The 26778-nt window shown below is 39.9% G+C and carries 19 protein-coding genes; 2 read left to right on the top strand and 17 right to left on the bottom strand.

Annotated elements, in window-relative coordinates:
- Positions 1 to 76 precede the first annotated feature (76 nt).
- Both leuD and leuB read left to right on the top strand, forming a co-directional pair.
- Positions 77 to 664 (top strand): 3-isopropylmalate dehydratase small subunit, encoded by a 588-nt coding sequence (leuD, locus tag A9996_RS03435; RefSeq protein ID WP_066430896.1) that lies wholly within the window; start codon positions 77 to 79, stop codon positions 662 to 664.
- A gap of 134 nt (positions 665 to 798) precedes the next feature.
- Entirely contained in the window at positions 799 to 1917 is a 1119-nt protein-coding gene (gene leuB / locus A9996_RS03440; RefSeq protein WP_066430897.1) for a 3-isopropylmalate dehydrogenase, read from the top strand.
- A gap of 51 nt (positions 1918 to 1968) precedes the next feature.
- On the opposite strand, the gene argH is transcribed toward leuB, so the two are convergent.
- From argH to gltB, 17 genes are all read right to left on the bottom strand, one after another.
- Positions 1969 to 3258 (bottom strand): argininosuccinate lyase, encoded by a 1290-nt coding sequence (gene argH, locus A9996_RS03445; protein ID WP_066431114.1) that lies wholly within the window; start codon positions 3256 to 3258, stop codon positions 1969 to 1971.
- A gap of 97 nt (positions 3259 to 3355) precedes the next feature.
- Positions 3356 to 4441, bottom strand: a complete 1086-nt coding sequence (locus A9996_RS03450; protein ID WP_066430898.1) for a M20 family metallo-hydrolase — start codon at positions 4439 to 4441, stop codon at positions 3356 to 3358.
- A complete protein-coding gene (argB, locus tag A9996_RS03455; RefSeq protein WP_066430900.1) occupies positions 4438 to 5214 on the bottom strand; it encodes an acetylglutamate kinase in 777 nt (258 codons plus the stop codon). The genes A9996_RS03450 and argB overlap by 4 nt, the downstream gene beginning before the upstream one ends.
- 92 nt (positions 5215 to 5306) lie before the next feature.
- Positions 5307 to 6242 (bottom strand): Rossmann-fold NAD(P)-binding domain-containing protein, encoded by a 936-nt coding sequence (locus tag A9996_RS03460; protein ID WP_066431118.1) that lies wholly within the window; start codon positions 6240 to 6242, stop codon positions 5307 to 5309.
- A 160-nt stretch (positions 6243 to 6402) separates the two neighbouring features.
- Positions 6403 to 7545, bottom strand: a complete 1143-nt coding sequence (locus tag A9996_RS03465; protein ID WP_066430901.1) for an aspartate aminotransferase family protein — start codon at positions 7543 to 7545, stop codon at positions 6403 to 6405.
- The gene (proC, locus tag A9996_RS03470) at positions 7542 to 8342 is read right to left on the bottom strand and encodes a pyrroline-5-carboxylate reductase (protein WP_066430902.1); all 801 of its coding nucleotides are present in this window, start codon (positions 8340 to 8342) and stop codon (positions 7542 to 7544) included. The genes A9996_RS03465 and proC overlap by 4 nt, the downstream gene beginning before the upstream one ends.
- Positions 8343 to 8411: 69 nt before the next feature.
- The gene (gene argC, locus A9996_RS03475) at positions 8412 to 9389 is read right to left on the bottom strand and encodes an N-acetyl-gamma-glutamyl-phosphate reductase (RefSeq protein WP_066430903.1); all 978 of its coding nucleotides are present in this window, start codon (positions 9387 to 9389) and stop codon (positions 8412 to 8414) included.
- Entirely contained in the window at positions 9386 to 10576 is a 1191-nt protein-coding gene (locus A9996_RS03480; RefSeq protein ID WP_066430905.1) for an argininosuccinate synthase, read from the bottom strand. Before A9996_RS03480 ends, argC begins: the two co-directional genes overlap by 4 nt.
- Entirely contained in the window at positions 10573 to 11190 is a 618-nt protein-coding gene (locus tag A9996_RS03485; RefSeq protein ID WP_066430907.1) for a GNAT family N-acetyltransferase, read from the bottom strand. Before A9996_RS03485 ends, A9996_RS03480 begins: the two co-directional genes overlap by 4 nt.
- A gap of 347 nt (positions 11191 to 11537) precedes the next feature.
- The gene (locus tag A9996_RS03490) at positions 11538 to 13115 is read right to left on the bottom strand and encodes an NADP-dependent glyceraldehyde-3-phosphate dehydrogenase (RefSeq protein WP_066430909.1); all 1578 of its coding nucleotides are present in this window, start codon (positions 13113 to 13115) and stop codon (positions 11538 to 11540) included.
- A gap of 7 nt (positions 13116 to 13122) precedes the next feature.
- Positions 13123 to 14388: a threonine ammonia-lyase IlvA gene (gene ilvA, locus A9996_RS03495; protein WP_066430911.1), complete on the bottom strand. Its 1266-nt coding sequence runs from the start codon at positions 14386 to 14388 to the stop codon at positions 13123 to 13125.
- Between the two features lie 67 nt (positions 14389 to 14455).
- On the bottom strand, positions 14456 to 15958 hold the full coding sequence (gene ilvC, locus A9996_RS03500) for a ketol-acid reductoisomerase (protein WP_066430913.1): 1503 nt from the start codon (positions 15956 to 15958) through the stop codon (positions 14456 to 14458).
- A gap of 12 nt (positions 15959 to 15970) precedes the next feature.
- A complete protein-coding gene (gene ilvN, locus A9996_RS03505; RefSeq protein WP_066430916.1) occupies positions 15971 to 16498 on the bottom strand; it encodes an acetolactate synthase small subunit in 528 nt (175 codons plus the stop codon).
- Between the two features lie 142 nt (positions 16499 to 16640).
- Complete coding sequence (gene ilvB, locus A9996_RS03510; RefSeq protein WP_066430917.1) at positions 16641 to 18377, bottom strand: biosynthetic-type acetolactate synthase large subunit; 1737 nt, start codon at positions 18375 to 18377, stop codon at positions 16641 to 16643.
- A 132-nt stretch (positions 18378 to 18509) separates the two neighbouring features.
- Positions 18510 to 20189, bottom strand: a complete 1680-nt coding sequence (gene ilvD / locus A9996_RS03515; RefSeq protein ID WP_066430918.1) for a dihydroxy-acid dehydratase — start codon at positions 20187 to 20189, stop codon at positions 18510 to 18512.
- 574 nt (positions 20190 to 20763) lie between these two features.
- Positions 20764 to 22230: a glutamate synthase subunit beta gene (locus tag A9996_RS03520; RefSeq protein ID WP_066430920.1), complete on the bottom strand. Its 1467-nt coding sequence runs from the start codon at positions 22228 to 22230 to the stop codon at positions 20764 to 20766.
- A 4-nt stretch (positions 22231 to 22234) separates the two neighbouring features.
- Positions 22235 to 26740, bottom strand: a complete 4506-nt coding sequence (gltB, locus tag A9996_RS03525; RefSeq protein WP_066430922.1) for a glutamate synthase large subunit — start codon at positions 26738 to 26740, stop codon at positions 22235 to 22237.
- Positions 26741 to 26778: the final 38 nt, after the last annotated feature.

Genomic DNA, 26778 nt, shown 5'->3' on the forward strand with positions numbered 1-26778 from the left:
ATCCCGAAGTGTCGGGACTGACAGGTTTGAATAATAAAATTAAATTTAAAAAAGTCCCCTTCGGGGATTTAGGGGAATGGAAAAATTTAAAACACTAACAGCAACAGCAATCCCATTGGATATCGAGAATGTCGATACCGATCAGATTATCCCTGCGCGTTTTTTAAAAGCCACCAACAGGGAAGGTTTTGGAGAAAATGCATTTAGAGATTGGCGTTTTCAAAAGGAGGGTACCGTCAATAATAACTTTGTGTTGAATCAATCTCAATTTGATGGTCCAATTTTAGTGGCCGGTGATAATTTTGGATGCGGCAGCAGCAGAGAACATGCCGCTTGGGCATTAACCGATTACGGATTTAAAGTGATTGTCTCCAGTTTTTTTGCAGATATCTTTAAAGGCAACGCTCTTAATAATGGTTTACTTCCAGTTCAGGTGTCTCCTGAATTTTTAAAGGAATTAATGACCGCGATCAAAGTGACTCCTAAAACTGAAATAACTGTCGATTTAGAAGCGCAGACTATCGGAATAAAAGATTCAAATCATAAAGAAGCTTTTGAGATTGACGCTTATAAAAAAACATGTATGATCAATGGATATGATGATATTGACTATTTGCTGAGTAAAAAAGAAAGTATTGAAGCATTTGAATTGAGTTTGCAGTAAACACTGTTCTTAATGAAAGAATGTTGAAAAAAGAGAAAATAGGTTGTCAGGTCGAGCGCAGTCGAGATCAGATGTAAAGAACATTAACACTAATAATTGAAGGTTGGGTGAGATTCCTGCCTTCGCTGTAATTTATGAAACTAAAAATAGCTGTATTGCCAGGAGATGGCGTAGGACCAGAAGTAACTGCACAAGCGGTTAAAGTTTTGAAGGCCATTGCACAAGAATTTGATCACACATTTCAATTCAAATACGCACCTGTTGGGGCTGTTGCAATTGATGAAACTGGGGAGCCGTTACCAAAAACAACCCTCGATTTATGTAAAGCCACAGATGCCATTTTGTTTGGCGCCATTGGCGATCCAAAATATGATAATGATCCGTCGGCCAAAGTGCGCCCGGAGCAAGGCTTGCTAAAGCTGCGCAAGGAATTAGGGTTGTATGCCAATATCAGACCAGTGAAAGCTTATGACACACTTTTGGATAAATCGCCCTTAAAAAGGCATATTATAAAAGGCACTGATATTTGCATTTATAGAGAGTTGACCGGTGGCATTTACTTTGGAGAGAAAAAACTCAGTGACGATGGCAATACGGCATCAGATCTATGTGAGTATACACGTGCAGAAATTGAACGCATCACACATTTGGCATTCAAATCTGCCCAGTCCAGAAAGCGTAAAGTGACCTTAGTGGATAAAGCCAATGTTTTGGAAAGTTCGCGTTTATGGCGAAGGGTGGTAACAGAAGTTTCACAAGAGTACAAAGATGTCAAACTCGACTTCTTATTTGTTGATAATGCAGCGATGCAAATCATCTTAAACCCTAAACAATTTGATGTCATCTTAACAGAAAATATGTTTGGAGACATCATCAGCGACGAGGCGAGTGTTATAGGTGGCTCTATCGGTCTTTTGGCATCAGCGTCAGTTGGTGATTACTTTGCCATGTTTGAGCCAATTCACGGCTCTTATCCGCAGGCAAAAGATTTGGGAATAGCCAACCCGATTGCGTCCATTTTATCCGCAGCCATGTTGTTGGATCATTTTGGGCTTTTTGAAGAAGCTGAATTGATTAGGGAAGGGGTGGAACGTTCGTTGAAGTTGAATATCACAACGCCAGATTTGAACACTAAATTCAATCACATATCAACAAGCAAAGTGGGCGATTTTATAGAAGATTTTATCAATAACCCGAAAGACAACAACATGAATTTTACAAACATTCACTTGGGACAATCTACTATTATTTAAAATAAATTAGTTAGTCAGATTTAAATAGTAGAACTTCAGAAAAGCATCCTTTCACGGGTGCTTTTCGCGTTTCGGAAACTTCGCTTTAATCTCCTCCAAACATAAATTCCCAATACTGCCTTTGTGGGTATGCGCTTTAGAAATATCCGGTTTATATGTTCCTTCCTGCACCTGTTTTCCAATAATTTGATAAGCTTCACGGAAACTCATTCCTCCTTCAACCAATGTATTAATGTTGTCAACCGTAAATAAATACTGGTATTTTGCATCGTTTAAATCGATGTCCTTAACTTCTATTTGTTGAATGGCGTAATTAAAAATATCCAAAATATCCTTCACATCGTTGATGGCCAAAATCATGTTCTCCTTTAACAACTGATAATCGCGATGGTAACCGCTTGGAAGATTATTGGTGATCAGTATCATCTCCGTATGTAGCGCTTGAATTTTATTGCACTTCCCTCGGATCAGTTCAAACACATCAGGATTCTTTTTGTGTGGCATGATGCTGCTTCCCGTAGTCAGCTCATCAGGAAAACTGATAAAGCTAAAATTTTGGCTCATATAGAGGCAAATATCCATCGCAAATCGGGCCATGGTATTGCACAAGCTTCCCAAGGTTAACGCAATGGTGCGCTCACTTTTGCCACGAGCCATTTGGGCTGCCACAACGTTGTACTTTAAGGTGGAAAATTTCAGTTCTTTGGTCGTCAATTCACGATCAATTCCGAAGGAACTGCCATAACCAGCTGCGGATCCCAACGGATTTTGATCTACCGTTTTTAAAGCAGCATTAAGCAGATAGACATCGTCAATAAGCACTTCGGCATAGGCTGAAAACCATAATCCGAAAGATGAAGGCATTGCCACCTGTAAATGCGTGTATCCAGGAAGCATTGCTTTTTTGTGGGTTTCGGCTAAGTTTAACAACGTGTTGAAAAAGACTTCTGTTTTGTCATAAATGAGTCCTAGATTATCTTTGTAATATAGCTGTAATGCCACTAAAACCTGATCATTTCTTGAACGCGCGGTATGGATTTTTTTCCCGACTTCACCTAAAGTTTTGGTCAGTTCAAACTCAATTTTAGAGTGCACGTCTTCAAATTGTGCTTCTATTTCAAACGTACCATCTTCAATTTGTTCCGCCAAGATTTTTAAACCACCTTCTAATTTTGCTAATTCTTCTTTTGATAAAACACCAATAGATTCAAGCATTTTGGCGTGTGCCAAAGACGCTTGTATATCATATTTAGCGATATGCAAATCAATTTCCCTATCGTTTCCAACGGTAAATTGTTCTATTTTTTTATCAATACTAATTCCTTTATCCCAGAGTTTCATACAAATTCCTGCGAAGGCAGTAATCCCTACCTTCATTTTTTAATTATTTTTCTATTGACATCAAGTTTTGAATTATTCCTACACCAAGTCTTAATTCTCAAATCTTAATACTTAATTCTATCTTTAATATTTTCTTCAATAATTGAATATACAACCCAATCCCTTCCTCAATCTCATTAATATAAATAAATTCATCTGCCGAATGTGAGCGCGTACTATCTCCTGGGCCCAATTTTAACGACGGACAGCTCAAAACTGCTTGATCTGAAAGCGTTGGTGAGCCGTAAGTTTCTCGTCCCAAAGCGATGCCTGCTTTTACCAATTCATGATCTTTAGGAATTGAAGACGAATTTAATCGGATACTTCTCGGAATAATGCTGCTGCAAGGCGACTCCTTTTGAAGAATCTCGACAATTTCAGCATTGGTATAGCAATCATTCACCCGCACATCCACTACCAAATCCACTTCAGCAGGTATAGCGTTGTGCTGTTTTCCCGCATTTATCTGGGACACTGTTACTTTAACTTCGCCCAAAGCAGCAGATACCTTTTCAAATTTATAATCTTTAAACCATTGTAGCACTTTAATGCTGTTATAAATGGCATTATCTTCATTAGGATGGGCCGCATGGCTTGGCGTTCCTTTTACTTTGGCATCAAAAACGACAAGGCCTTTTTCGGCAATGGCGAGTTGCATCAAGGTAGGTTCTCCCACAATGGCGACATCTATTTTAGGGATGACCTTCAGCATGCTGTTCAGTCCATTGGGGCCGCTGCTTTCTTCTTCTGCGGAAGCGACCATCACCAAATTGTACAGTAAGTCTTGATGCTCATAAAAATAAGTAAACGTAGCGATAAGAGACACCAAACAGCCTCCAGCGTCATTACTCCCCAAACCATATAATTTGCCGTCTTCAACAATGGCCTTAAAAGGATCTTTGGTGTAAGCGGTATTAGGCTTTACTGTGTCGTGGTGGGAATTGAGCAATAATGTGGGTTTGGAAACGTCAAAATGTTTATTGGTTGCCCAAACATTGTTTATCGTCCTTGTATAGTCAATAGTATAGTTTTGAAACCATTGCTCAATAAGCAATGCCGTTTGAACTTCTTCTGATGAAAAGGAAGAAGTTTCGATCAAATTTTTGAGCAATGCAATGGCATCTGTCGTTAGCTTTTGTGTCATTTGGTAATGGTTGTAAAATTAGCTGCGGCGTCATATAACATTTCAGATTTACCGATACAGACTTTGTGAACGTTCTTTTCAATAGCATGAATGCAGTTATTCAATTTAGGAAGCATGCCATCTGCAATGATGTTATCATCAATTAAACGTTGATAGGTTTGCGTGGTGATTTGTTTGATCACTGAATCTTCATCATTTACATCGCTCAGAACACCATTTTTTTCAAAGCAATAGTATAATTCCGTTTGATACTGATCAGCAAAACCAATGGCCAATTCAGAAGCGATAGTATCGGCATTAGTGTTTAAAAGTTGCCCTTTTTTGTCGTGTGTTAAGGCGCAGAAGACAGGGGTCAGTTTATGCTCCAATAACACCTGAAGAATCTCCGTGTTTACTTTTTCAACATCACCCACAAATCCGAAGTCGACGGTTTTTACGGGTCGCTTTTTAGAGACAATGGTATTGCCATCAGCACCAGAAAACCCAATAGCATTGCAGTTTCTGGATTGTAATTGCGCTACAATGTTTTTGTTGATTTTCCCCGCATACACCATCGTGATGAGGTCTAAAGTCGCCTTGTCTGTAATCCGTCTACCATCAATCATTTTGACTTCAAGTCCCAATTGATTGGCGAGTTGCGTCGCTAATTTGCCACCACCATGGATCAATATTTTAGGCGATTCAATAGCAGCAAATGTGTCTAAAAAAGAGGATAGCGCATCTTCATTATCGATGATGTTACCGCCTATTTTGATGATTTTTAGTATTTTCATAGTATGCCCGTGAAAGCGGGTATCTTTTTATGTTCTGTCCTAATTTAGACCTAACAGGTTTTTAAAACCTGTTAGGTCTGTACTATAACCTTTTACAAATTTTCTAAAATACGTTTCAGAACAACCTGCGCTGCAAAAGTTCTGTTATTGGCCTGTTTGATAACGATGGAATTTCCCCCATCTAAAACTGCGTCTTCCACCACCACATTCCGTCTTACCGGTAAGCAATGCATAAACTTCGCAGTGCCCAATTTTTCTTGGGTCATCATCCAATTTGGATCTTCATTTAGAACCTTTCCATAGTCTTTATAATTGCTCCAGTTTTTGACATAAACGAAATCGGCATCTTTTAAAGCGGCTGTCTGATTATGGGTAATGGGCGTATTTTTGGTAATAATTTCATCAAGCTCATAACCTTCCGGATGGGTGATGGTCAGATCAACGTCCATTTCTATCATCATTTCTACAAACGAATTGGCAACCGCTTGCGGCAATGCTTTTGGATGGGGCGCCCAAGACAAGACAACTTTAGGTTTACGTTTTTCAGAAAGTTCAGTGATGGTAATGGCATCGGCCAACGCTTGTAACGGATGTGCTGTGGCACTTTCCATATTCACGATAGGCACCGTGGCATATTTGATAAAACTTTGAAGGATATATTCTGAAGCGTCTTTTTCCTTATCCACAAGACCTGGAAATGCGCGAACGGCAATAATATCAGCATATTGCGAAATCACTTTGGCAGCTTCTTTGATATGTTCAGAGCTGTTGGTATTCATGATGCTGCCATCTTCAAATTCGATGTTCCACGCATCATTAACATTCAAAATACTGACGTGCATTCCTAAATTGCTTGCTGCTTTTTCAGTGCTCAAACGGGTTCTCAAACTTGAGTTGAAAAACAACATCACTAAGGTTTTATGTGTTCCTAATTCTGAAAATTCAAAAGGTTGCATTTTGAGTAAAATGGCTTCCTTAATCATGTCAGAAAGATTGGAAATGTCTTTTATTTCGGTGTATTTTTTCATTGAAAATTTATTTTTCATTCCCACGGAGGTGGGAATCTTAATCACTTCCCGTCTTTCGACTCCGCTCAAGATAAACTCCAGCGGGAATCTCTTTAATTGATCCTTGTTTTTTATCAAACCTAACAGGTTTCAAAAACCTGTTAGGTTTTATTACTGATTGCTATCCACCATTCATCAAAAGCAATTCCTGTTTCAATGCGTCAAAAAGCAAATCTATATGATGCTCTTGTATTGTTAACGGTGGAAGGATCCGTATCAAATTCGGGTTTTTGGCGCTTCCAGTAAAGATCTTATGGGTGTAAATGAGCTTTTTGCGCAACTCTGCAACTGGAAAATCAAACTCCAATCCCAACATGAGTCCGCGGCCTTTTACCCTTTTCAAATGTGGCAAATGCTGCGCTTTCTTCATAAAATAAGCCGACATCTCATCTGCATTTTTCATCAACTTCTCAGATTCCAAAACTTTCAAAACGGCTAATGAAGCGGCACAGGCCAAATGATTGCCACCAAAAGTGGTGCCCAACAAGCCAAATGACGCCTTAATATCGGGATGAATCAAAATACCGCCTATGGGAAATCCGTTGCCCATCCCTTTGGCTATTGAGATAATATCTGGAGTCCATTCGTATTTCTGAAACGCAAAAAAATCGCCCGTTCTTCCAAAACCAGATTGGACTTCATCTGCAATCAACATGACCTTATAAGATTTACATAACTTCTCCAACCCTTTGTAAAATTCCGCAGTACTTTCATCCAAACCGCCCACACCCTGAATGCATTCAATGATAACGGCGCAGGTGTCTTTTTGCTTTAAAACAGTTTCGACACCGTTCAAATCCCCCAAAGCTACAAAGTCCACATGTTGCTGTGCATTTATTGGCGCTACAATTTTGAGATCGTCAGTAGCGGCAACAGCTGCTGAGGTTCGTCCGTGGAAGGAATTTTTAAAGGCCACAATATTCTTTTTTCCTGTGTGGAACGATGCCAATTTAAGCGCGTTTTCATTAGCCTCAGCACCAGAATTACATAAAAACAATTGGTAATCCTTACAGCCAGAAATGCGTTCAAGTTCTACGGCTAAGGATTCTTGTAGCGGATTTTGAATTGCGTTGCTATAAAAACCTAACTTTTCTACTTGGTTTGAAATGGCATGCACATATTCTGGATGTGAATGTCCTATGGAAATCACGGCATGACCGCCATACAAATCCAAATATTCGACGCCTTTATCATCGTATACGGCAAGGTCTTTGGCGTTTACAGGCGTGATATCAAAAAGTGGATAGACATTAAATAAACTCATAGTTGTTCCTCTCTAATGTTGCTAATTTTATTGTAGGAAGCGACCATGCCCTGAATTAACGACGAGCTCAAGCCTTTGTGCTCCATTTCATTCAACCCTTCAATGGTGCAGCCTTTTGGTGTGGTCACACGATCAATTTCCTCTTCAGGATGATGGCCGGTGGCAATTAATAAATTGGCGGCACCTTCGCTCGTGTACATCGCTAATTCTTGAGCTTCTTTAGCATCAAAACCTAACTGAATGGCAGCTTGGGTTGTGGCGCGAATGAGTCGCATCCAAAAGGCAATCCCACTTGCACAAACCACCGTTGCGGCTTGCATTTGCGATTCGGGAATGATCATCGAATGACCCAAACGGTTAAAAATGGCTTCAGCAATTTTGATGCGCTTTGTACCTTGGACATTGCTGCAAATGCAGGTCATAGATTTCCCGACGGCAATGGCCGTATTTGGCATCGCTCTAATGATAAATTGTTCTGTACCAATTATAGCCTCAATTTTGGGAATCAAAAATCCTGTAACAGTAGAGATTACGACGTGTTTTTCAGTAATCAACGGACTAAGCTCCTTTAAGACATTTTCTAAATGTGAAGGCTGAACTGCTAAAATTAAAATATCAGAATTTTGAACCGCCAAAGCATTGTCCGTCGTTAAGGTGACATTTTTGTAACCTTCAAACTCTAAGATGCTTTCCGTATTTCTTTTGGTAAGGTATAAGGTGGTAATCGCACTGTTGGTAATGAGCCCTTTGGCGATAGATTTACCTAAATTTCCTGTACCGATGATTGCTATTTTCATAGTTGTGATATTATTCAAACCTTTCAGTCCCGAAGCGTCGGGATCAAAACCTGAAAGGTTTTATTGAGGTTAAAAAAAGTTAGCTTTTAATTGTAATCCTTCAGTCTCTTCAAATCCAAAAATCAAATTCATATTTTGAATGGCTTGTCCTGAAGCGCCTTTTAATAAATTGTCTATGATGCTCGTTATTAATAGTTTGTTATTGTGTTTATATAAGTGAAGAATGCATTTATTGGTATTGACCACTTGTTTTAAATGAATGTCTTCATCAGAAACATACGTAAATGCCGCATCTTTATAATAGGCTTTATATAGCTTTTTTGCATCTTCTAAACTACCGTCAAAATCAGTATAGGCTGTGGCAAAAATGCCTCTTGAAAAGTTGCCTCTGTTGGTAACTAAATGGACTTCACTAGAGACCTCTTTTTGCAACAGATGTATACTTTCATTAATTTCTCCCAAATGCTGATGCGTAAAAGCTTTATAATGTGAAAAGTTATTGTCGCGCCAGGAAAAATGGGTTGTGTCAGACAATGATGTTCCTGCACCTGTAGAACCCGTAACGGCATTGACGTGTATATCTTCTTTTAAAAGTTGATGGGCTGCTAATGGTAAGATTGCTAATTGAATAGCTGTTGCAAAACACCCTGGATTTGCTATATAATTAGCGTTTATAATAGCGTCTTTTTGTAATTCTGGCAAGCCGTAAACGAAATGCTTTCCTTCAAAGTCGCGATCCTTTTCCAACCTGAAATCGTTGCTTAAATCGATGATTTTAGTGTGATCAGAAAAGGTATGTGTTTCTAAAAATGCTTTGGAATTGCCATGACCTAAACACAAAAACAACACATCCACTTTTGGATTTATGGAGCTTGAAAATTCCAAATCTGTGCTGCCTAGCAAATCTTGGTGTACTTTATAAATTTTATTTCCTGCGTTGGATGTGCTGTAAATGAAATTAAGATTTGTTTTTGGATGGTTTAAAAGCAACCGAATCAATTCACCAGCAGTGTAACCTGCACCTCCAATAATGCCTACGTCGATCATGACTCTGAATTTACTTGATGATAAATTTTATTTTGATTGCCTATGATTTTTATAAATCCTTTGGCTTCATCTGCGGTCCAACCTTTGTTCATTTCGCCATAACTACCAAACTTGGCATTCATCAGGTCATGTTTGGAAGAAATGCCGTCCAAAGTAAAATGATACGGTTTTAAAGTCACCACCACATCTCCTGATACATTTTGCTGGCTGCTTTCCAAAAAGGCTTCTATGTTTCGCATCACTGGATCTAAATATTGTCCTTCGTGCAAGTGCATGCCGTAAAAACTGGAGAGGTATTCTTTATGCTGCAATTGCCATTTGGTAAGCGTGTGCTTTTCCAATAGGTGGTGTGCTTTCACAGTAATGAGTGCCGCTGCCGCTTCGAAACCAACCCGTCCCTTAATGCCAACTATAGTATCGCCAACGTGAATATCACGACCGATAGCATAAGCAGAAGCGAGTTTATGTAAAGCTTCAATATTTTTTTCTGGCGTGTTGGAGGTACTATTAAGCGCTACTAACTGCCCTTTTTTAAACGTTAGGGTCACTTTTTCTTCGCCCTCTTTCTCTAATTGTGAAGGAAAGGCATGCTCAGGCAAAGGTTTTTCTGAAGTCAGGGTTTCTTCGCCACCAACACTGGTGCCCCAAAGACCTTTGTTAACCGAGTATTTGGCTTTCTCCCAAGACATATCAACATCATTTTTTTTGAGATAATCAATTTCTTCCTGTCGGGATAGTTTTTTATCTCTTATAGGTGTGATGATTTCAATATGAGGTGCCAAGGTTTGAAAAATCATGTCAAAGCGTACTTGGTCGTTACCTGCGCCTGTACTGCCATGGGCAATATAGTCGGCATTGATGCTTTTGGCGTATTCAACAATTTCAATGGCTTGAATGATACGTTCCGCACTTACTGATAAAGGATAGGTGTTGTTTTTCAACACATTTCCATAGATCAAATATTTGATGACTTTTTCATAATAAGAGGCCACTGCATCAATATTCGTATACGTGGATACACCCATTTTGTAGGCGTTGGCTTCAATTTTCCCTATTTCTTCAGAAGTAAACCCACCAGTATTCACACTGACAGCGTGCACCTCGTAGCCTAAATCCTTGCTTAAATGAACAGCACAATAGGAGGTATCCAATCCGCCACTATAGGCTAAAACTAATTTTTTGCTCATGATTTATCTTTTTTTAAGAACAAGGCCTGTTTGATTTGCTTTAGGCGTTGAAACGCTTTTGTTTTTACTTCTTTTGGTTCGTTGCTATCTTTTACTTTAGGGTCGTATATCATGCCTGTACATAAGCACATTTTCTGTTCCATACGCTGAAGTATATCATAGTTTTTGCAGGTTTGGCAGCCTTTCCAAAAGCTCTGATCATCTGTCAATTCTGAAAATGTAACAGGTTTGTAACCCAGATCACTGTTCATTTTCATAACCGCTAATCCTGTAGTGATACTGAATATTTTGGAGTCTGGGAATTTCTCTCGGGAATGTTGAAAAATACGTTGTTTTATTTTCTTGGCTAAGCCTTGCTCTCTATAGTCCGGGTGTACAATCAGTCCAGAATTGGCAACAAATTTGCCATGTCCCCAAGCTTCGATATAACAAAAGCCAGCAAAGGTGTCACCATCCAAAGCAATAACGGCATTGCCGATTTCTAATTTGGAGATGATGTATTCAGGGGTGCGCTTGGCAATGCCTGTGCCTCTTACTTTTGCTGAATCTGCAATGGTGTCGCAAATGATCTGAGCATAGATAGTATGAGATTTATTAGCAATAACAATGTCCATTGTTTTGATATTTAGAATTTAAAAAAATTAAAGTTTGAGTTGTTGAGAAAAAGAACCGGACTCACCTAAGTTCCAAATATAAATCGCACCCTTAAGGGCGACGGAACAGAAAAGGACATGTCCTCTCAAGGTTGTTATCTGAAACAACTGAATTTGAAAAGTAAACTATGTTTGGTGATTTGATCAAGGTAAAAAAATAAATATACGTTAGTGACTTCTTTTTAGGCTAGAATGCACAGCGTCTGCGCAATAGCATTGCGGGACTTGATGGACGTATTTTATTTTTTATGAGAAACATGAATCAAAAGTAACATTTTATTTTACATCTCAAATATTTTTAACTTTTTTTAAAGTATATAATCTGTACTTACAAAATTGGAGGCTTTGCTATCTAATAAATTCTTTAAAATGGCATTGTTATAAGGGTTGTCTTTTGAGGCAACAAAAGTCCTAATGGAAAATGAGCGCAGTGCGTCATGGACACTCAGGGTGCCTACAGCAGAATCTTTTCTACCTGTAAACGGATACACATCTGGCCCACGTTGGCAAGAACTGTTGAGGTTGACACGGCATACTAAATTAACCAAGGTATCAATCAATGGGGCCAAGGTGTTAATATCACTACCAAATAAACTTACTTGCTGACCATAGTTTGAAGCGGCCATATCATCTAATGGCTCGTCAATATCTTTAAACGATAGCACAGGAATTACAGGTCCAAATTGTTCTTCTTGAAACACCCGCATCTCCTTATTGACAGGATATAAAACAGCAGGAAATATATAATTTTCAGTGGTTTCACCACCTTTCTCATTTACTATCTTAGCACCTTTATCAAGAGCGTCATCAATCAATTCCTGAATATATTGTGGTTTATCAGGTTCAGGTAATGGCGTTAATTTAGCACCAGCTTCCCAAGGGTTTCCAAATTTTAAAGCATCTACTCTTGCAGAAAAACTCTTGTTGAACTCGTCCACAATGTCTTCATGCACATACACTATTTTTAAAGCGGTACAGCGTTGTCCGTTAAATGATGTGGTTCCGGCAATACATTCGTCGATAGCCAAATCTAAATCGGCATCTTTAAGAACAATGGCAGGATTTTTTGCTTCCAAACCTAAAACCAATCGTAATCGGTTGCTTTTGGGGTGTTGGTTCTGCAGAGCGTTCGCCGATTTACTATTCCCAATAAGCGCCAAAACATCCACCTTTCCAGATTGCATGATGGGCGTGGCAACCGTTCTTCCACGGCCGTATATGATATTGACAACACCTTTTGGAAAACTGCTTTGAAAAGCTTCCAATAGTGGAGAAATCAATAACACGCCATGCTTTGCTGGTTTAAAGATGGCGGTATTCCCCATAATCAGCGCAGGTATCAACAGCGCAAACGTTTCATTTAAAGGATAATTGTAGGGTCCTAAACAGAGCACGACGCCAAGTGGTCCTCTTCGGATATGTGCATAAACACCATCCTGTTTTTCAAATTTGGCATTGTCCCTATCTAATTGTTTGTATTCTTCAATCGTGTCATAAATATAATCGACCGTTCTGTCAAATTCTTTTTCTGAATCTGGCAACGTTTTGCCAATTTCCCACATGAGCAATTTTACAATTTCCTCGCGCTTGGTTTTCATTTGGGTCACAAACGTTTCCATGCACTCAATACGATCCTTCACTTTCATAGTTGGCCATAAACCCTGACCCTTGTCATAGGCGTGAACCGCAGCGTCCATGGCTTCTAGAGCTTCTTTTTCTCCTAAGGTTGGAATGCTGCCCAACAACGTTGGCTTGTAAGTTTCTGTTGAAGAAATGGTAGAATAGACGTCCGAGCTTTCTCCAGACCAAGGTTTTAATTCGCCATTAACTAAATAACTGTTTTGGTGGATAAGTGTTTTTATTTGATACTGTTCTGGAATGTTCATAAGTTTTTTATACTAAAAATTGAAATAAATCTGGTTTGTTATTGAGGTAATCGCCGTAAAAATTATGGAGTTTCATTTTGGTGATGAGTGGTTGTAAATCATCTGCTGACCTTAACTCCAAACCAACTACGGCGGCGCCGTTTTCGCGGTTGGTTTTTTTGGTGTATTCAAAGTGTGTGATATCGTCCGTCGGTCCCAAAATATCAACCACAAACTCACGAAGTGCCCCTGCGCGCTGTGGAAACTTGATAATAAAATAGTGTTTCAGATTGGCATATAAAAGTGCGCGTTCCTTTATTTCAGCAGTTCTGGTGATGTCATTATTGCTGCCACTAACAATGCAGATGACATTTTTACCTTTGATGTCATCTGCATACTGTTCCAAAGCGGCAATGCTTAAAGCGCCCGCAGGTTCTACCACAATAGCGTCTTTGTTGTATAAATCTAGAATGGTTTGGCACACGTTGCCTTCATCAACAGTCACCATAGCGTGAAGGTTCTGCTGACATATAGCGAAGTTTAAGTCGCCCACACGCTTTACTGCTGCACCATCTACAAAATTTTCTATCTTTTTTAATTCGGTATTGCGCTTGTTGGTGATAGACGTTAACATTGATGGCGCACCTTTAGGCTCCACACCAATAATTTTTGTGTTTGGAGATAATTCTCTAAACACAGAAGATAATCCAGAAGACAATCCGCCGCCGCCAACAGGAACAAAGACATAATGAATAGGATGTTGTGCCTGATCTATAATTTCTAAGCCTACCGTTGCCTGACCTTCAATAACCTTTTCATCATTAAAAGGATGAATAAAGGTTTTGTTTAACCGCTCACATTCTAACATTGCGGCAGTGTTGGCATCATCAAAAGTATCACCCACCAAAACCACATCAATATAGTCTTCACCAAACATGTTGACTTGTTCAATTTTTTGTTTTGGTGTAGGTGAGGGCATAAAAATAGTACCCTTGATTTTTAATAATTTGCAAGATAACGCCACACCTTGCGCGTGGTTTCCTGCACTTGCACACACAATGCCATTTTCAATTTCCGTTGGGCTCAACGATGACATTTTATTGTAAGCACCCCTAATTTTATAGGAGCGTACTTGCTGTAAATCTTCACGCTTAAACACGATGTTGGCCTCAAATTGTTTTGAGTAACGCTGGTTTGGAATCAGTGGCGTTACCGCGGCAACACCCTGTAATTTTCTGGCGGCCGCTTCAACAGCTGCCAAATTGGGGTAATATATTTTGGTTTCAACTTCCATACACTTCTTTAGAGGTAGGACTTTCATCCTGCCTGTTTAATATTCTTAACACTAATGTGATTCTATATTATACTAACACTGAATCTTCAACCTCAGCATCTGTTTTTATAGTTTTCATGGCAGACATGGCTGCTCTTAAACGTTTGCCGACAGTTTCGATAGGATGGTTTCTGATGGCATCATTAACGGCAATTAATTCTTGATTGTCAATGGCATTTGATGTTGAAAATGATTTTCCAATCGTTTTTGGATCCACGTTTTTCATAAAATCTTCCAATAATGGCTTGCAGGCATGGTCAAATAAATAACAACCATATTCCGCTGTATCAGAAATGACACGGTTCATTTCAAACAATTTTTTTCTGGCGATGGTGTTGGCGATTAATGGCAATTCATGCAATGATTCGTAATATGCTGAATCTTCAATAATGCCTGCGCTTACCATCGTTTCAAAGGCCAATTCTACGCCTGACTTTACGAATGCTACCAATAAGACGCCATGATCAAAATAGGTTTGTTCTGAAATATGGTCTGAGGTGAGCTCTGTTTTTTCGAAGGCTGTTTCGCCAGTTGCGGCACGCCATTTTAAAAGATTGACATCATCATTTGCCCAATCTTCCATCATGGTTTGCGAGAAATGTCCAGAAATGATATCGTCCATGTGTTTTTCAAACAACGGTTTCATGATGGTCTTTAGTTCTTCAGACAATTCAAACGCTTTAATTTTTGCGGGGTTAGACAAGCGGTCCATCATGTTAGTGATCCCGCCATGTTTTAAAGCTTCAGTAATAGTTTCCCAACCTAATTGGATCAGTTTTGCGGCATAATTAGCGTTGACCCCATCGGCAACCATTTTGTTGAATGCCAAGATAGATCCGGTTTGAAGCACGCCACAAAGAATAGTCTGCTCGCCCATTAAATCACTCTTCACTTCAGCTATAAAAGAGGATGCCAGAACACCTGCTTTATCGCCACCAGTTGCTACGGCGTAAGCTTTTGCTTGTTCCCAACCTTTTTGTTCTGGATCATTTTCTGGATGTACGGCAATTAAGGTTGGCACCCCAAAGCCGCGTTTATATTCTTCACGAACTTCCGTACCAGGACATTTTGGAGCCACCATGATGACGGTGATATCTTTTCGGATTTTAGTGCCTTCTTCCACAATGTTAAATCCGTGGGAATAACTTAAGGTCGCCCCTTTTTTCATCAAAGGCATGACGGCTTTCACGACACTTGTATGTTGTTTGTCTGGCGTTAAATTCAAGACCAAATCAGCAGTTGGAATCAACTCCTTATAAGTGCCCACGTTAAAGCCGTTAGACGTGGCGTTTTTATAGGAATCACGTTTTTCTTTGATGGCAGCATCACGCAAGGCGTATGAAATATCCAATCCAGAATCGCGCATGTTCAACCCTTGGTTCAATCCTTGGGCGCCGCAGCCTACAATAACTATTTTCTTTCCTTTTAAAGCATTGATGCCGTCTTCAAATTCTGAAGCGGCCATAAATCGGCATTTTCCCAATTGCTCTAACTGTTGTCTTAATGGTAATGTGTTGAAATAATTTGACATTTTATTCGATTTTTAATGTTGAAATGCTTCAAGCATTTTTGATATTTTCATTTCGTCTTTGGTCACTGCAATACGCCCTGAGCGTGTAAATTGCATGATTCCGAAAACACTTAATTCGCGATGTAATAATTCTAATTCTTCTTTGCGCCCAGATTTTACAATGACAAAAAACTCTCTGTTCACGGTCACAATGTTGGCATTGCTTTCCTTGATAATATTTTGAATTTGGCGTTCGTCAAAAAGCAAGTTGGATCTAAGTTTAAACATGCAAGATTCCTGATAAATGGTCTCTTCTTCAGTATGATAATAGGCTTTAATGACCTCTACCTGTTTTTCTATCTGACCGATTATTTTTTTCATTTGTTCTTCGGAAAGCTTCACAACAATCGTCCATTTAGAGACATGATCAATTTCAGAAACCGATGAATTGATACTCTCGATATTGATGTGCCGACGCTGAAAAATAGCTGAAATCCGGTTTAACAGACCAATGTTATTTTCAGTATAAATGGATACGGTATATAATTTAAGTTCACTCATTTTTTTGAGATGTTAGATGATAGAGATTAGAAATTAGACGTGATGCTGCTTCATTTTTGTTCTCTTCTTATTCTATATTCTTGATTCTTTTTATCTATTTGCTGTACTTCAAGATCCGTGCTTCAAGCGTCCCGCTCCTAACTTATTCTAAACGGATATCTGAAACACTCGCACCTGTTGGAATCATAGGGAAAACATTGCCCTCCTTTTCCACTCGTACCTCTAAAAAGTAAGGCCCTTCACACGCCATCATTTCAGCAACGGCATTTTTCAAGTCTTCTCGTTTGGTTACTTTTTGAGCGTCGATATAATAGCCTTTTGCAATGGCCACGAAATCTGGATTGGTCATTTCGGTTGACGCATAACGTTTTTCAAAGAATAGTTGTTGCCATTGACGGACCATTCCTAAAAATTCGTTGTTCAAAACCACAATCTTTACCGGTACTTTTTGTTGGAAAATGGTGCCCAATTCCTGAATGGTCATTTGATAGCCTCCATCACCAATAATAGCGACGACATCGCGCTCAGGAGCTGACATTTTTGCGCCAATGGCTGCTGGAAGTGCAAATCCCATCGTCCCCAATCCGCCAGAGGTAATATTACTTTTGGTAGTGGTAAATTCAGCATAACGGCATGCAATCATTTGATGTTGGCCAACGTCAGATACAATAGCGGCATTCCCTTTGGTTTGAATATTGATTTCTTTGAGCACTTCGCCCATAGTCAAACCTTCTTTTGTAGGATAGAGATCATGCTTAATCACTTTGTCATACTCTATAGCGTACAAATCTTTAAACTTTTGATGCCAATCTGTATGGGAATTGGCTTTCAACAATGGCAATAATTGAGAGAGACTTTCTTTGGCATCTCCTAAAACGGCAACGTCAGTTTTTACATTTTTATCAATCTCAGCAGGATCAATATCAAAGTGAATTACTTTAGCTTGTTTGGCATAAGTGGATAGATTTCCGGTAACACGATCGTCAAAACGCATCCCTATTGCAATTAATACATCACAGTCATTTGTCAACACATTAGGGGCATAATTACCATGCATGCCAACCATGCCTACATTTAATGGATGTGCTGTAGGAATTGCCGAAGCACCAAGAATGGTCCATGCTGATGGAATCCCCGCTTTTTCGATGACAGCTTTCAACTCATTTTCGGCTTCACTAAGAATAACGCCTTGTCCCCAAACAATAAATGGTTTTTTTGCGGAATTTATTAGGAGTGCTGCCGCTTTAACATCATCAATATCCGTTTTTGGAACAGGTTTATAACTTCTGACCCCTTTGCATTTTTCATAAGAAAAATCGAGTTCTTCAAACTGGGCATCCTTGGTAATATCAATCAATACAGGTCCTGGACGGCCGCTTTTGGCAATGTAAAATGCTTTGGCAATGACCTCAGGAATTTGAGAAGCTTTGGTGATTTGATGGTTCCACTTAGTGACTGGTGTTGAAATACCAATAATGTCCGTTTCCTGAAATGCATCACTCCCCAATAAATGCGAAGCTACCTGACCTGTAATGCATACCATAGGGGTAGAATCTATCTGCGCATCTGCAATTCCGGTGATGAGGTTTGTGGCTCCTGGCCCGGAAGTGGCCATAGCCACACCAACTTTTCCTGAAATTCGGGCATAGCCTTGTGCTGCATGCGTAGCCCCTTGTTCATGGCGGGTTAGCACGTGATGAATTTGATCCCTGAATTTATAAAGTTCATCATAAACCGGCATGATAGCGCCGCCTGGGTAACCGTAAAGTATATCCACGCCCTCAGCGATTAGGCACCTAATGACTGCTTCACTCCCAGAGATTCGTATTTTAGATGGTGTTGTTTTTTGTACTTTGTCTAGTGTTTGTGTGTCTTTCATATTGAAAACTTGTTTTTCATTCCTATTAAAAAGGAACTTCAATAATCTTTCTGCTTTTAATAATTTTCTTAAGTTTTACTTGCAATTTTTTGTGAATCTTACTAAGTGATTCCTGTCTATTCAGGAATTTATTTAGAATTCATCCGTTACACATCCTTTAGATGCTGAGGACACTGTTTTTGCATATTTGTAAAGCACGCCACGTTCAAATTTTAGTGCAGGGGCTTGCCATGTTGAGCGGCGATTTTGAAGTTCTTCATCTGATACTTCCAAGTTGATGGTATTGGTTTCAGCATCAATGGAAATCATGTCGCCATCTTTTACCAAAGCAATGGTACCACCTTCTTGTGCTTCTGGAGTAATATGGCCCACAACAAATCCGTGGGTACCTCCTGAAAATCGCCCATCTGTAATCAGGGCCACATCATTACCTAATCCTGCTCCAATAATAGCAGCAGTTGGTTTCAGCATTTCAGGCATTCCAGGACCTCCTTTCGGACCTTCATACCTAATAACAACCACATCTCCTTTTTCAACTTTTCCGTCTCTAATGCCATCATTGGCCGCATACTCGCCTTCAAACACTTTAGCTTTTCCAACAAAACTCAACCCTTCTTTTCCTGTGATTTTGGCCACGCTCCCTTCAGGCGCTAAATTGCCGAAAAGCATGCGTAAATGTCCAGAGATCTTAATCGGATTTTCGATAGATTTAATGACGTCTTGCCCTTCTTTCAAATCATCCACATCCAATAAATTTTCTGCCATTGTTTTTCCTGTAACCGTCAAACAATCGCCATGAAGCATCCCTTTTTTCAAGAGATATTTTAAAACTGCAGGAATGCCACCAACTGCGTACACATCTTCCATAAGATATTTGCCGCTTGGTTTTAGGTCTGCCAAAAATGGTGTCGTGTCACTTATTTTTTGAAAATCCTTTAATGTAAAATCTATTTGAGCCGCTCGTGCAATTGCTAAAAAATGGAGTACTGCGTTAGTAGAGCCTCCAAGTATGGTCACCAAACGCACTGCATTTTCTAAAGATTTTCTGGTAATGATGTCTGAAGGTTTGATGTCTTTTTCCAATAAAAGACGCATGGCTTCACCGGCAGTAACCGATTCTTTCTTTTTGGCGTCGCTCAGCGCAGGGTTTGAGGAGTTGAAAGGTAAGGTCATTCCCAAAGCTTCAATGGCCGATGCCATGGTGTTTGCGGTATACATACCACCACAAGCACCAGCGCCTGGACAGGCTTTTTCAACAATACTTTGATATTCGGTTTCGGTCATGGTACCTGCCACTTTGCTGCCCCAAGCTTCAAATGCTGAAACGACATCGAGTTTTTTTCCATTGTGGCAACCAGAATCGATGGTACCACCATACACCAAAATACTTGGACGATCCAATCGAATCATCGCCATTAGAGCTCCAGGCATATTTTTATCACAGCCAACAACGGTTACCAAACCATCATAACTCATGGCTTGAACAACGGTTTCCATGGAATCTGCAATGATATCCCGAGATGGCAACGAATAACGCATTCCCGGAGTTCCCATAGAAATACCATCACTAACGCCAATCGTATTAAAAATGAGTCCGATGATATCTTCATTTTTAGTGCCTTCCTTGACTAATTTTGCCAAATCATTCAGGTGCATATTGCAAGGGTTGCCTTCATAACCTGTACTCGCAATCCCGATCATGGGTTTGGAAAAATCTTCAGTAGTCAATCCGATGGCGTGCAACATCGCTTGTGCAGCGGGTTGTGTTGGATCTTGTGTGACTGTTTTACTATATTTATTTAATGTACTCATAGTGCTTTTGCTAATTCTTTTTGCGTTGGCTCAAAACTTTTTGTGGTATAAATAATTTAAACTTCGATAATGTAATCACCCCTTCATGAATTAGAAGACACGCGTTCAAACTTCTAAATTACTATATGGTGTTGTTTCATTAACCTGAGTCAGACACCTTAGACTAAACCCAGTGTTTCTTTTTTATACTTAAAGTATTTATATTCAGCTCCTTATATGGGTTGGTTTATGATGTTCAAAATGCTAAACTTTTCAATAAAATGTTATAAGCATTAGCTCAAACACTGAATTCTATAGATCGACACAATTTTTATAGCTATTGCAAGGGGTAATAGTACTGTGATACTGCTAAAAAGTGGGAGTCATTCAATCAGCTGTTTCGTATGTGATGCTTCGCGAATTTTCAAGACAAAGTTTCACTAATAAATAAAGCCCGTATCTCAATTGACACGGGCTTTAATTAAAAATAGCGACCTGTATCACCTAACTTGAGTTACTTATTACCACGCTAATAATGATACTAATTGGATTCATATATAAATAATTGAGAGTGGCACTGCATTTGAATTAGTTCTTAGATTCTTGGCAAATCATTATCATCTTTTAGCGGTAAATTACTAGAGCCCATCAAATATTTGTCCACATGGTATGCAGCTTGACGGCCTTCTGAAATTGCCCAAACAATTAAGGATTGTCCGCGACGCATATCGCCAGCACTGAAAATTCCAGGAACGTTGGTAGCATAATCTGTAGTTGATGCTTTGATGTTGGTTCTAAAGTCCAATTCCAATCCAAATTGTTCTGCCAATGTTTTTTCTGAACCTGTAAAACCTAAGGCGAGCAAAACCATATCACAATCCCATTGCTTTTCAGAATTCGCAAGTTCTCTTAATTCTGGACGTTCACCTTCTTTAAAAATCCATTCTACTTCTATGGTTTTTAATCCGATGAGATTTCCGTTTTTATCACCTAAAAACTCTTTGGTGGATAGGCTAAAAAAGCGCTCTACGCCTTCTTGATGCGATGAGGTGGTTTTCAATTTCATGGGCCAATACGGCCAAGGCTGGTGAGCAGGTCGACCGATAGAGGGTTTGCTTAAAATTTCAAAATTGGTCACACTTTCAGCACCATGACGATTGCTTGTACCAATACAGTCAGACCCTGTGTCTCCACCACCAATCACGACAACGTTTTTATCTTTTGCAGAGAGAACAGCTTCAAAATCAATTAATCCATCCACATATTGATTGTTTAATTTTAAGAAGTCCATAGCCTGGTGAATGCCTTTAAGATGATTGCCTTTAATGGGAATCCCTCTGCGGGCTGTCGCACCGCCGCATAACACGACAGCTTCAAAATCGGCTATAATGGTTTCTACACTTATGTTTTGGCCTACATGGGCATTGGTTATAAATTTGATGCCTTCCTCTTCAAGAATGGCAATGCGTCTGTCAATAATCTGTTTTTCAAGTTTAAAATCGGGGATACCGTATCGCAACAAGCCGCCTACCTTGGCATCGCGTTCAAAAACCGTCACCAAATGGCCAGCTCTATTCAATTGTTGTGCAGCTGCCAATCCTGAAGGTCCAGAACCAATAACCGCCACTTTTTTATTGGTTCTTGTTTTTGGTGGATGCGCTTTGATCCAGCCTTCTTCAAAAGCTTTTTCGGCAATATTTTTCTCAATATTTTCTATGGAAACAGGATCTTCATTGATACCCAAAACACAGGCTTCCTCACAAGGAGCAGGACATAATCTTCCTGTAAACTCCGGGAAATTATTGGTAGCATGTAAAATTTGAGCCGCTTCTTTCCAGCGGCCTTTGTAGACTTTATCATTAAAATCTGGAATAAGGTTCCCTAACGGACAGCCGCTATGGCAAAAGGGAATCCCGCAATCCATGCAGCGTGCGCCTTGGTCTTTAAGTTTTTTCTCTTCCAACGGAAGGGTAAATTCCTTATAATTTTCCAAGCGCTCTGCAACTGCAATGTAAGGCTCATCAACTCTTTCGTATTCTAAAAATCCTGTTATCTTTCCCATGGTCCTATGCGTTTACTTTGTTTTCTTCTTCTAATCTTATCAATGCTTGTCTGTATTCCTCTGGCATAACTTTTATAAATTTTGGCAGTTCTTTCTGCCAGCTTTCTAATAATCGCTGTGCTAGCGGACTCAACGTGGCGTTATAATGGCTTTCAACCAAATGCTTTAATTCCGAGATGTCTTCTGCGGAAGCGACAGGTTCCAAATTCAAACCTTCTTTGTTGCAATTTTTATCAAACGTACCATTGGCATCATAGATATACGCAATGCCACCACTCATTCCTGCACCAAAATTTCGGCCAACTTCACCTAAAATAACGGCGCGTCCTCCAGTCATATATTCACAGCCATGGTCGCCAATACCTTCAACAACCGCATGTGCACCAGAGTTTCTGACACAAAAACGTTCTCCTGCTTTTCCATTGATATACACTTCACCGCTGGTAGCGCCATATAAAGCAACGTTCCCAATAATGATATTCTCTTCAGGAACAATAGTAGATTCTTCCGGAACTTTAACGCTAATTTTAGCTCCTGAAAGTCCTTTTCCTAAGTAATCATTGGTATTGCCATTGACAATAAGCGTGAGTCCTTTAGTTGCAAAGGCTCCAAAACTCTGTCCAGCCGATCCTGTAAAGTTTATTTTTAAGGTGTTTTCTGGAAGGCCTTGCGAACCGTAAATCTTAGAAATCTCATTGCTTAAAATGGCTCCAAAAGCACGATCTCTATTGGTAATTTTTGATTCAATCACTGTTTTTTCCTTACGGAACAAGGCAGGATGTGCTTGACTGATAATCTTAAAATCCAAAGATTTTTCTAGCTGGTGGTCCTGCTTTTCTGTATTGTATAATTTTGTGCCGTCAGGTACGAGAACTTGATGCAGAATAGGCGATAAGTCTAAACCCAACGCTTTATAATGTGAAATTGTTTTGTTACGGTTTAGTTTTTGAACTTGACCCACCATTTCATTGACGGTTCTGAAACCGAGATCCGCCATGATTTCGCGCAATTCCTGAGCTACGAAATACATGAAATTGACCACGTGCTCTGGTTTGCCTTGAAACTTTTTCCGAAGCTCTGGATTTTGGGTCGCGATGCCCACAGGACAGGTATTCAAATGGCACACGCGCATCATCACACAGCCTGATGCCACCAAAGGTGCTGTGGCAAAACCGAATTCTTCTGCCCCTAAAAGGCAGGCGATGGCTACATCTCGTCCCGTCTTCATTTGTCCGTCGCACTCCAAAACTACACGGTTTCTCAAATTGTTCATCACAAGGGTTTGTTGGGCTTCGGCGAGGCCTAATTCCCACGGTAAGCCGGCATGTTTTAAAGAAGTCAATGGCGAAGCGCCCGTGCCGCCATCGTGGCCCGAGATTAAAATCACATCGCCTTTTGCTTTGGCTACTCCAGCAGCAACGGTACCAATTCCAACTTCAGAGACTAATTTGACGTTGATTCTAGCTTCTCGATTGGCTGATTTCAAATCGTAGATCAATTGTGATAGATCTTCAATAGAGTAAATATCATGATGTGGTGGCGGAGAAATCAATCCCACATAAGGGGTAGAATTTCTTGTTTTTGCAATATCAGGATTCACTTTTGGCCCAGGCAACTGGCCACCTTCACCAGGTTTTGCACCTTGTGCCATTTTAATTTGAATTTCAGATGCGCTCGTCAAATAATTTGAGGTTACCCCAAAGCGTCCCGATGCTACTTGCTTGATGGCAGAATTCTTCCAATCGCCGTTGGCATCTTTATAAAAGCGTTCTTCATCTTCGCCACCTTCACCAGAATTGCTTTTGCCGCCAATTCTGTTCATCGCAATCGCCAAATTCTCATGCGCTTCCTTGCTGATGGAGCCGTATGACATCGCTCCTGTTTTAAAACGTTTTACGATTTCCGTCCATGGTTCTACTTCTGAAAGAGGAATAGGATCATAATTGGTAAATTCAAACAAGCCACGTATGGTCATCAATTGTTTGGTCTGCTCATTGATTAACGTAGAATATTCCTTGAAGGTTGCAGGTTTGTTGGTTCTCACTGATTCTTGCAGTTTTGCAACGGTTATTGGGTTAAAGGCGTGCTTTTCGCCATTGCGTCTCCATTTGTAGATGCCGCCAAACTCCAACCCAAGGTCAGCATCCACGTTTTTCGTGTGATAGGCTTGGTGGTGACGTTTGGATATTTCTTTCTCTATTTCGCGTAACCCTATGCCTTGAATACGCGTCACCGTATTTGGAAAGTAATTATTTACGACTGTGGTATTAAGTCCTACACATTCAAAAAGTTGAGATCCGCGATACGAATTGAGAGTAGAAATCCCAATTTTGTTCATCACCTTAAGAATGCCCATCCCAATAGCTTTGTTATAATTCTTAATGGCAGTAATATAATCCAAACCTTCAATATCCTGTTTTTCAACCTGATCTTGAACAATTTCATTAACGATATAAGGATTGATGGCACTTGCACCGTACCCAAAGAGTAATGCAAAATGGTGCACTTCACGCGGTTCAGCAGATTCCATGATGATGCTTACCCTGGCGCGTTTTCCTATTTTGTACAGTTCATGATTGACATAGGAGCAGGCCATTAACGCAGGAATTGGCGCCATTTTTTTGTTGACGCCCCTATCAGATAAAATGATGATGTTGCCGCCTTCATCAATGGCTTTAGATGCTTTTTTGACAAGATTAAGCAAGGCGCGCTCCAATTCATTCAATCCTTTATCCACTTCATATAATATAGGAATGGTGGTCACTACAAAATCTGGATTTTGCGTATAGTTTTTAATTTTATCAAGATCGTGCTTTGAAATGACTGGGTTTTGGATTTTCAGCTTTCGACATTGATCTTCGTTGATCTTGAAAATATTAGTATCGCTTCCTAGGGTCAGACTGATATCTGTGATCAGTTTTTCACGAATCCCGTCCAACGGCGGATTGGTCACTTGGGCAAACAGTTGTTTAAAGTAATTATAAAGGAGTTGCGGTTTTTGCGAAAGAATCGCAATTGGGGCGTCATTTCCCATGGAACCAATTGGTTCTTTGCCTAATTGTGCCATCGGTTTGATAATGACACTCAGGTCTTCTTCAGTATATCCAAAAACGACTTGACGTTTCAGTAAAGGCTCTTCTTTGTGTTTGATAGCACCTTTTTTTGCAGGAATATTTGCCAAATGGACCAAATTTTTCTGTAACCATTCCTGATAAGGATATTTGGAAACTATGGCTTCCTTAACTTCTTCATCTTTAATGATGCGACCTTGGTTCATATCTACCAAAAACATTTTCCCCGGTTCCAGTCGGCCATGGTGTTCCACATTTTTTGGATCGATTTCGATCACGCCAGTTTCAGAAGACATCACTACAAAACCATCTTTGGTGACCGTGTAGCGCGATGGGCGCAATCCGTTTCTGTCCAAAACGGCGCCAATATAGTTGCCGTCAGTAAACGGAATGGACGCAGGGCCATCCCAAGGTTCCATAATGCAGGAGTTATATTCGTAGAATGCTTTTTTAGCTTCAGACATGTCAGGGTTTTTTTCCCATGCTTCAGGGACGAGCATCATCATGACTTCGGGAAGTGAGCGTCCTGTCATCAACAACAATTCCACCATCATATCCATTTGCGCAGAATCTGATTTTCCTGGAAGAATGATTGGGAAAATGCTTTTAATGTCCTCCCCAAACCAATCGCTTTCCATCAATTCTTGACGAGACAAGGTACGCGAGACATTGCCTCTCAACGTATTGATTTCACCATTGTGGCACATGTATCTGAACGGTTGTGCCAAATCCCAAGTAGGGAAAGTGTTGGTAGAAAAACGCTGATGTACTAATGCCAAACGTGTTACCAAGGATGGATCTTGAAGGTCTTTATAATAGAGCTTGATATCTTCAGGCACCAAAAGTCCTTTAAAAATGATGATTTTGGTAGATAAACTTGGCAGGTAAAAACGTGCGCTCTCAGAAAGTTTGGAAGCGTTGAGATGGTGTTCTGCTTGTTTTCTTGCGGTAAACAGTTTGAGGTTGAAGCTGAAATCATCTTGTTTTTTGTCGGCTTTTCCAATAAAGATCTGTTTAACGAAGGGCTCCGTCAAGGCGGCAACACTTCCCAAAATTGATGTGTCTACAGGTACGTCTCGCCAACCTAAAATATGTAGGCCTTGACCTTTTAAATAATGCTCCAATTTTTCAATACAATAATTGCGCTGGTTTTCTTTTTTTGGAAGAAAGACATTACTTACGGCATAGTCTCCAAATTTTGGTAAACTGAAATCGCAATTTTTCACAAAGAACTCATGGGGGATATCGATTAAAATGCCCGCACCATCACCAGTTTTACCATCAGAACTTACAGCACCTCTGTGCTCTAGTTTTTCTAATATTTCAAGTGCCTTATGAATGATGGCGTTAGATTTATTTCCTTTCAAACTGCATATAAATCCGGCGCCACAATTATCATGTTCAAATTCTGGTAAATAAAGTCCTTGCTGCTTCAACATATTTTGGAAAATTTAGTGGTTTAAAACCTTTAATAAGT

The sequence above is a fragment of the Gelidibacter algens genome (assembly GCF_001678675.1).
GTDB lineage: Bacteria > Bacteroidota > Bacteroidia > Flavobacteriales > Flavobacteriaceae > Gelidibacter > Gelidibacter algens.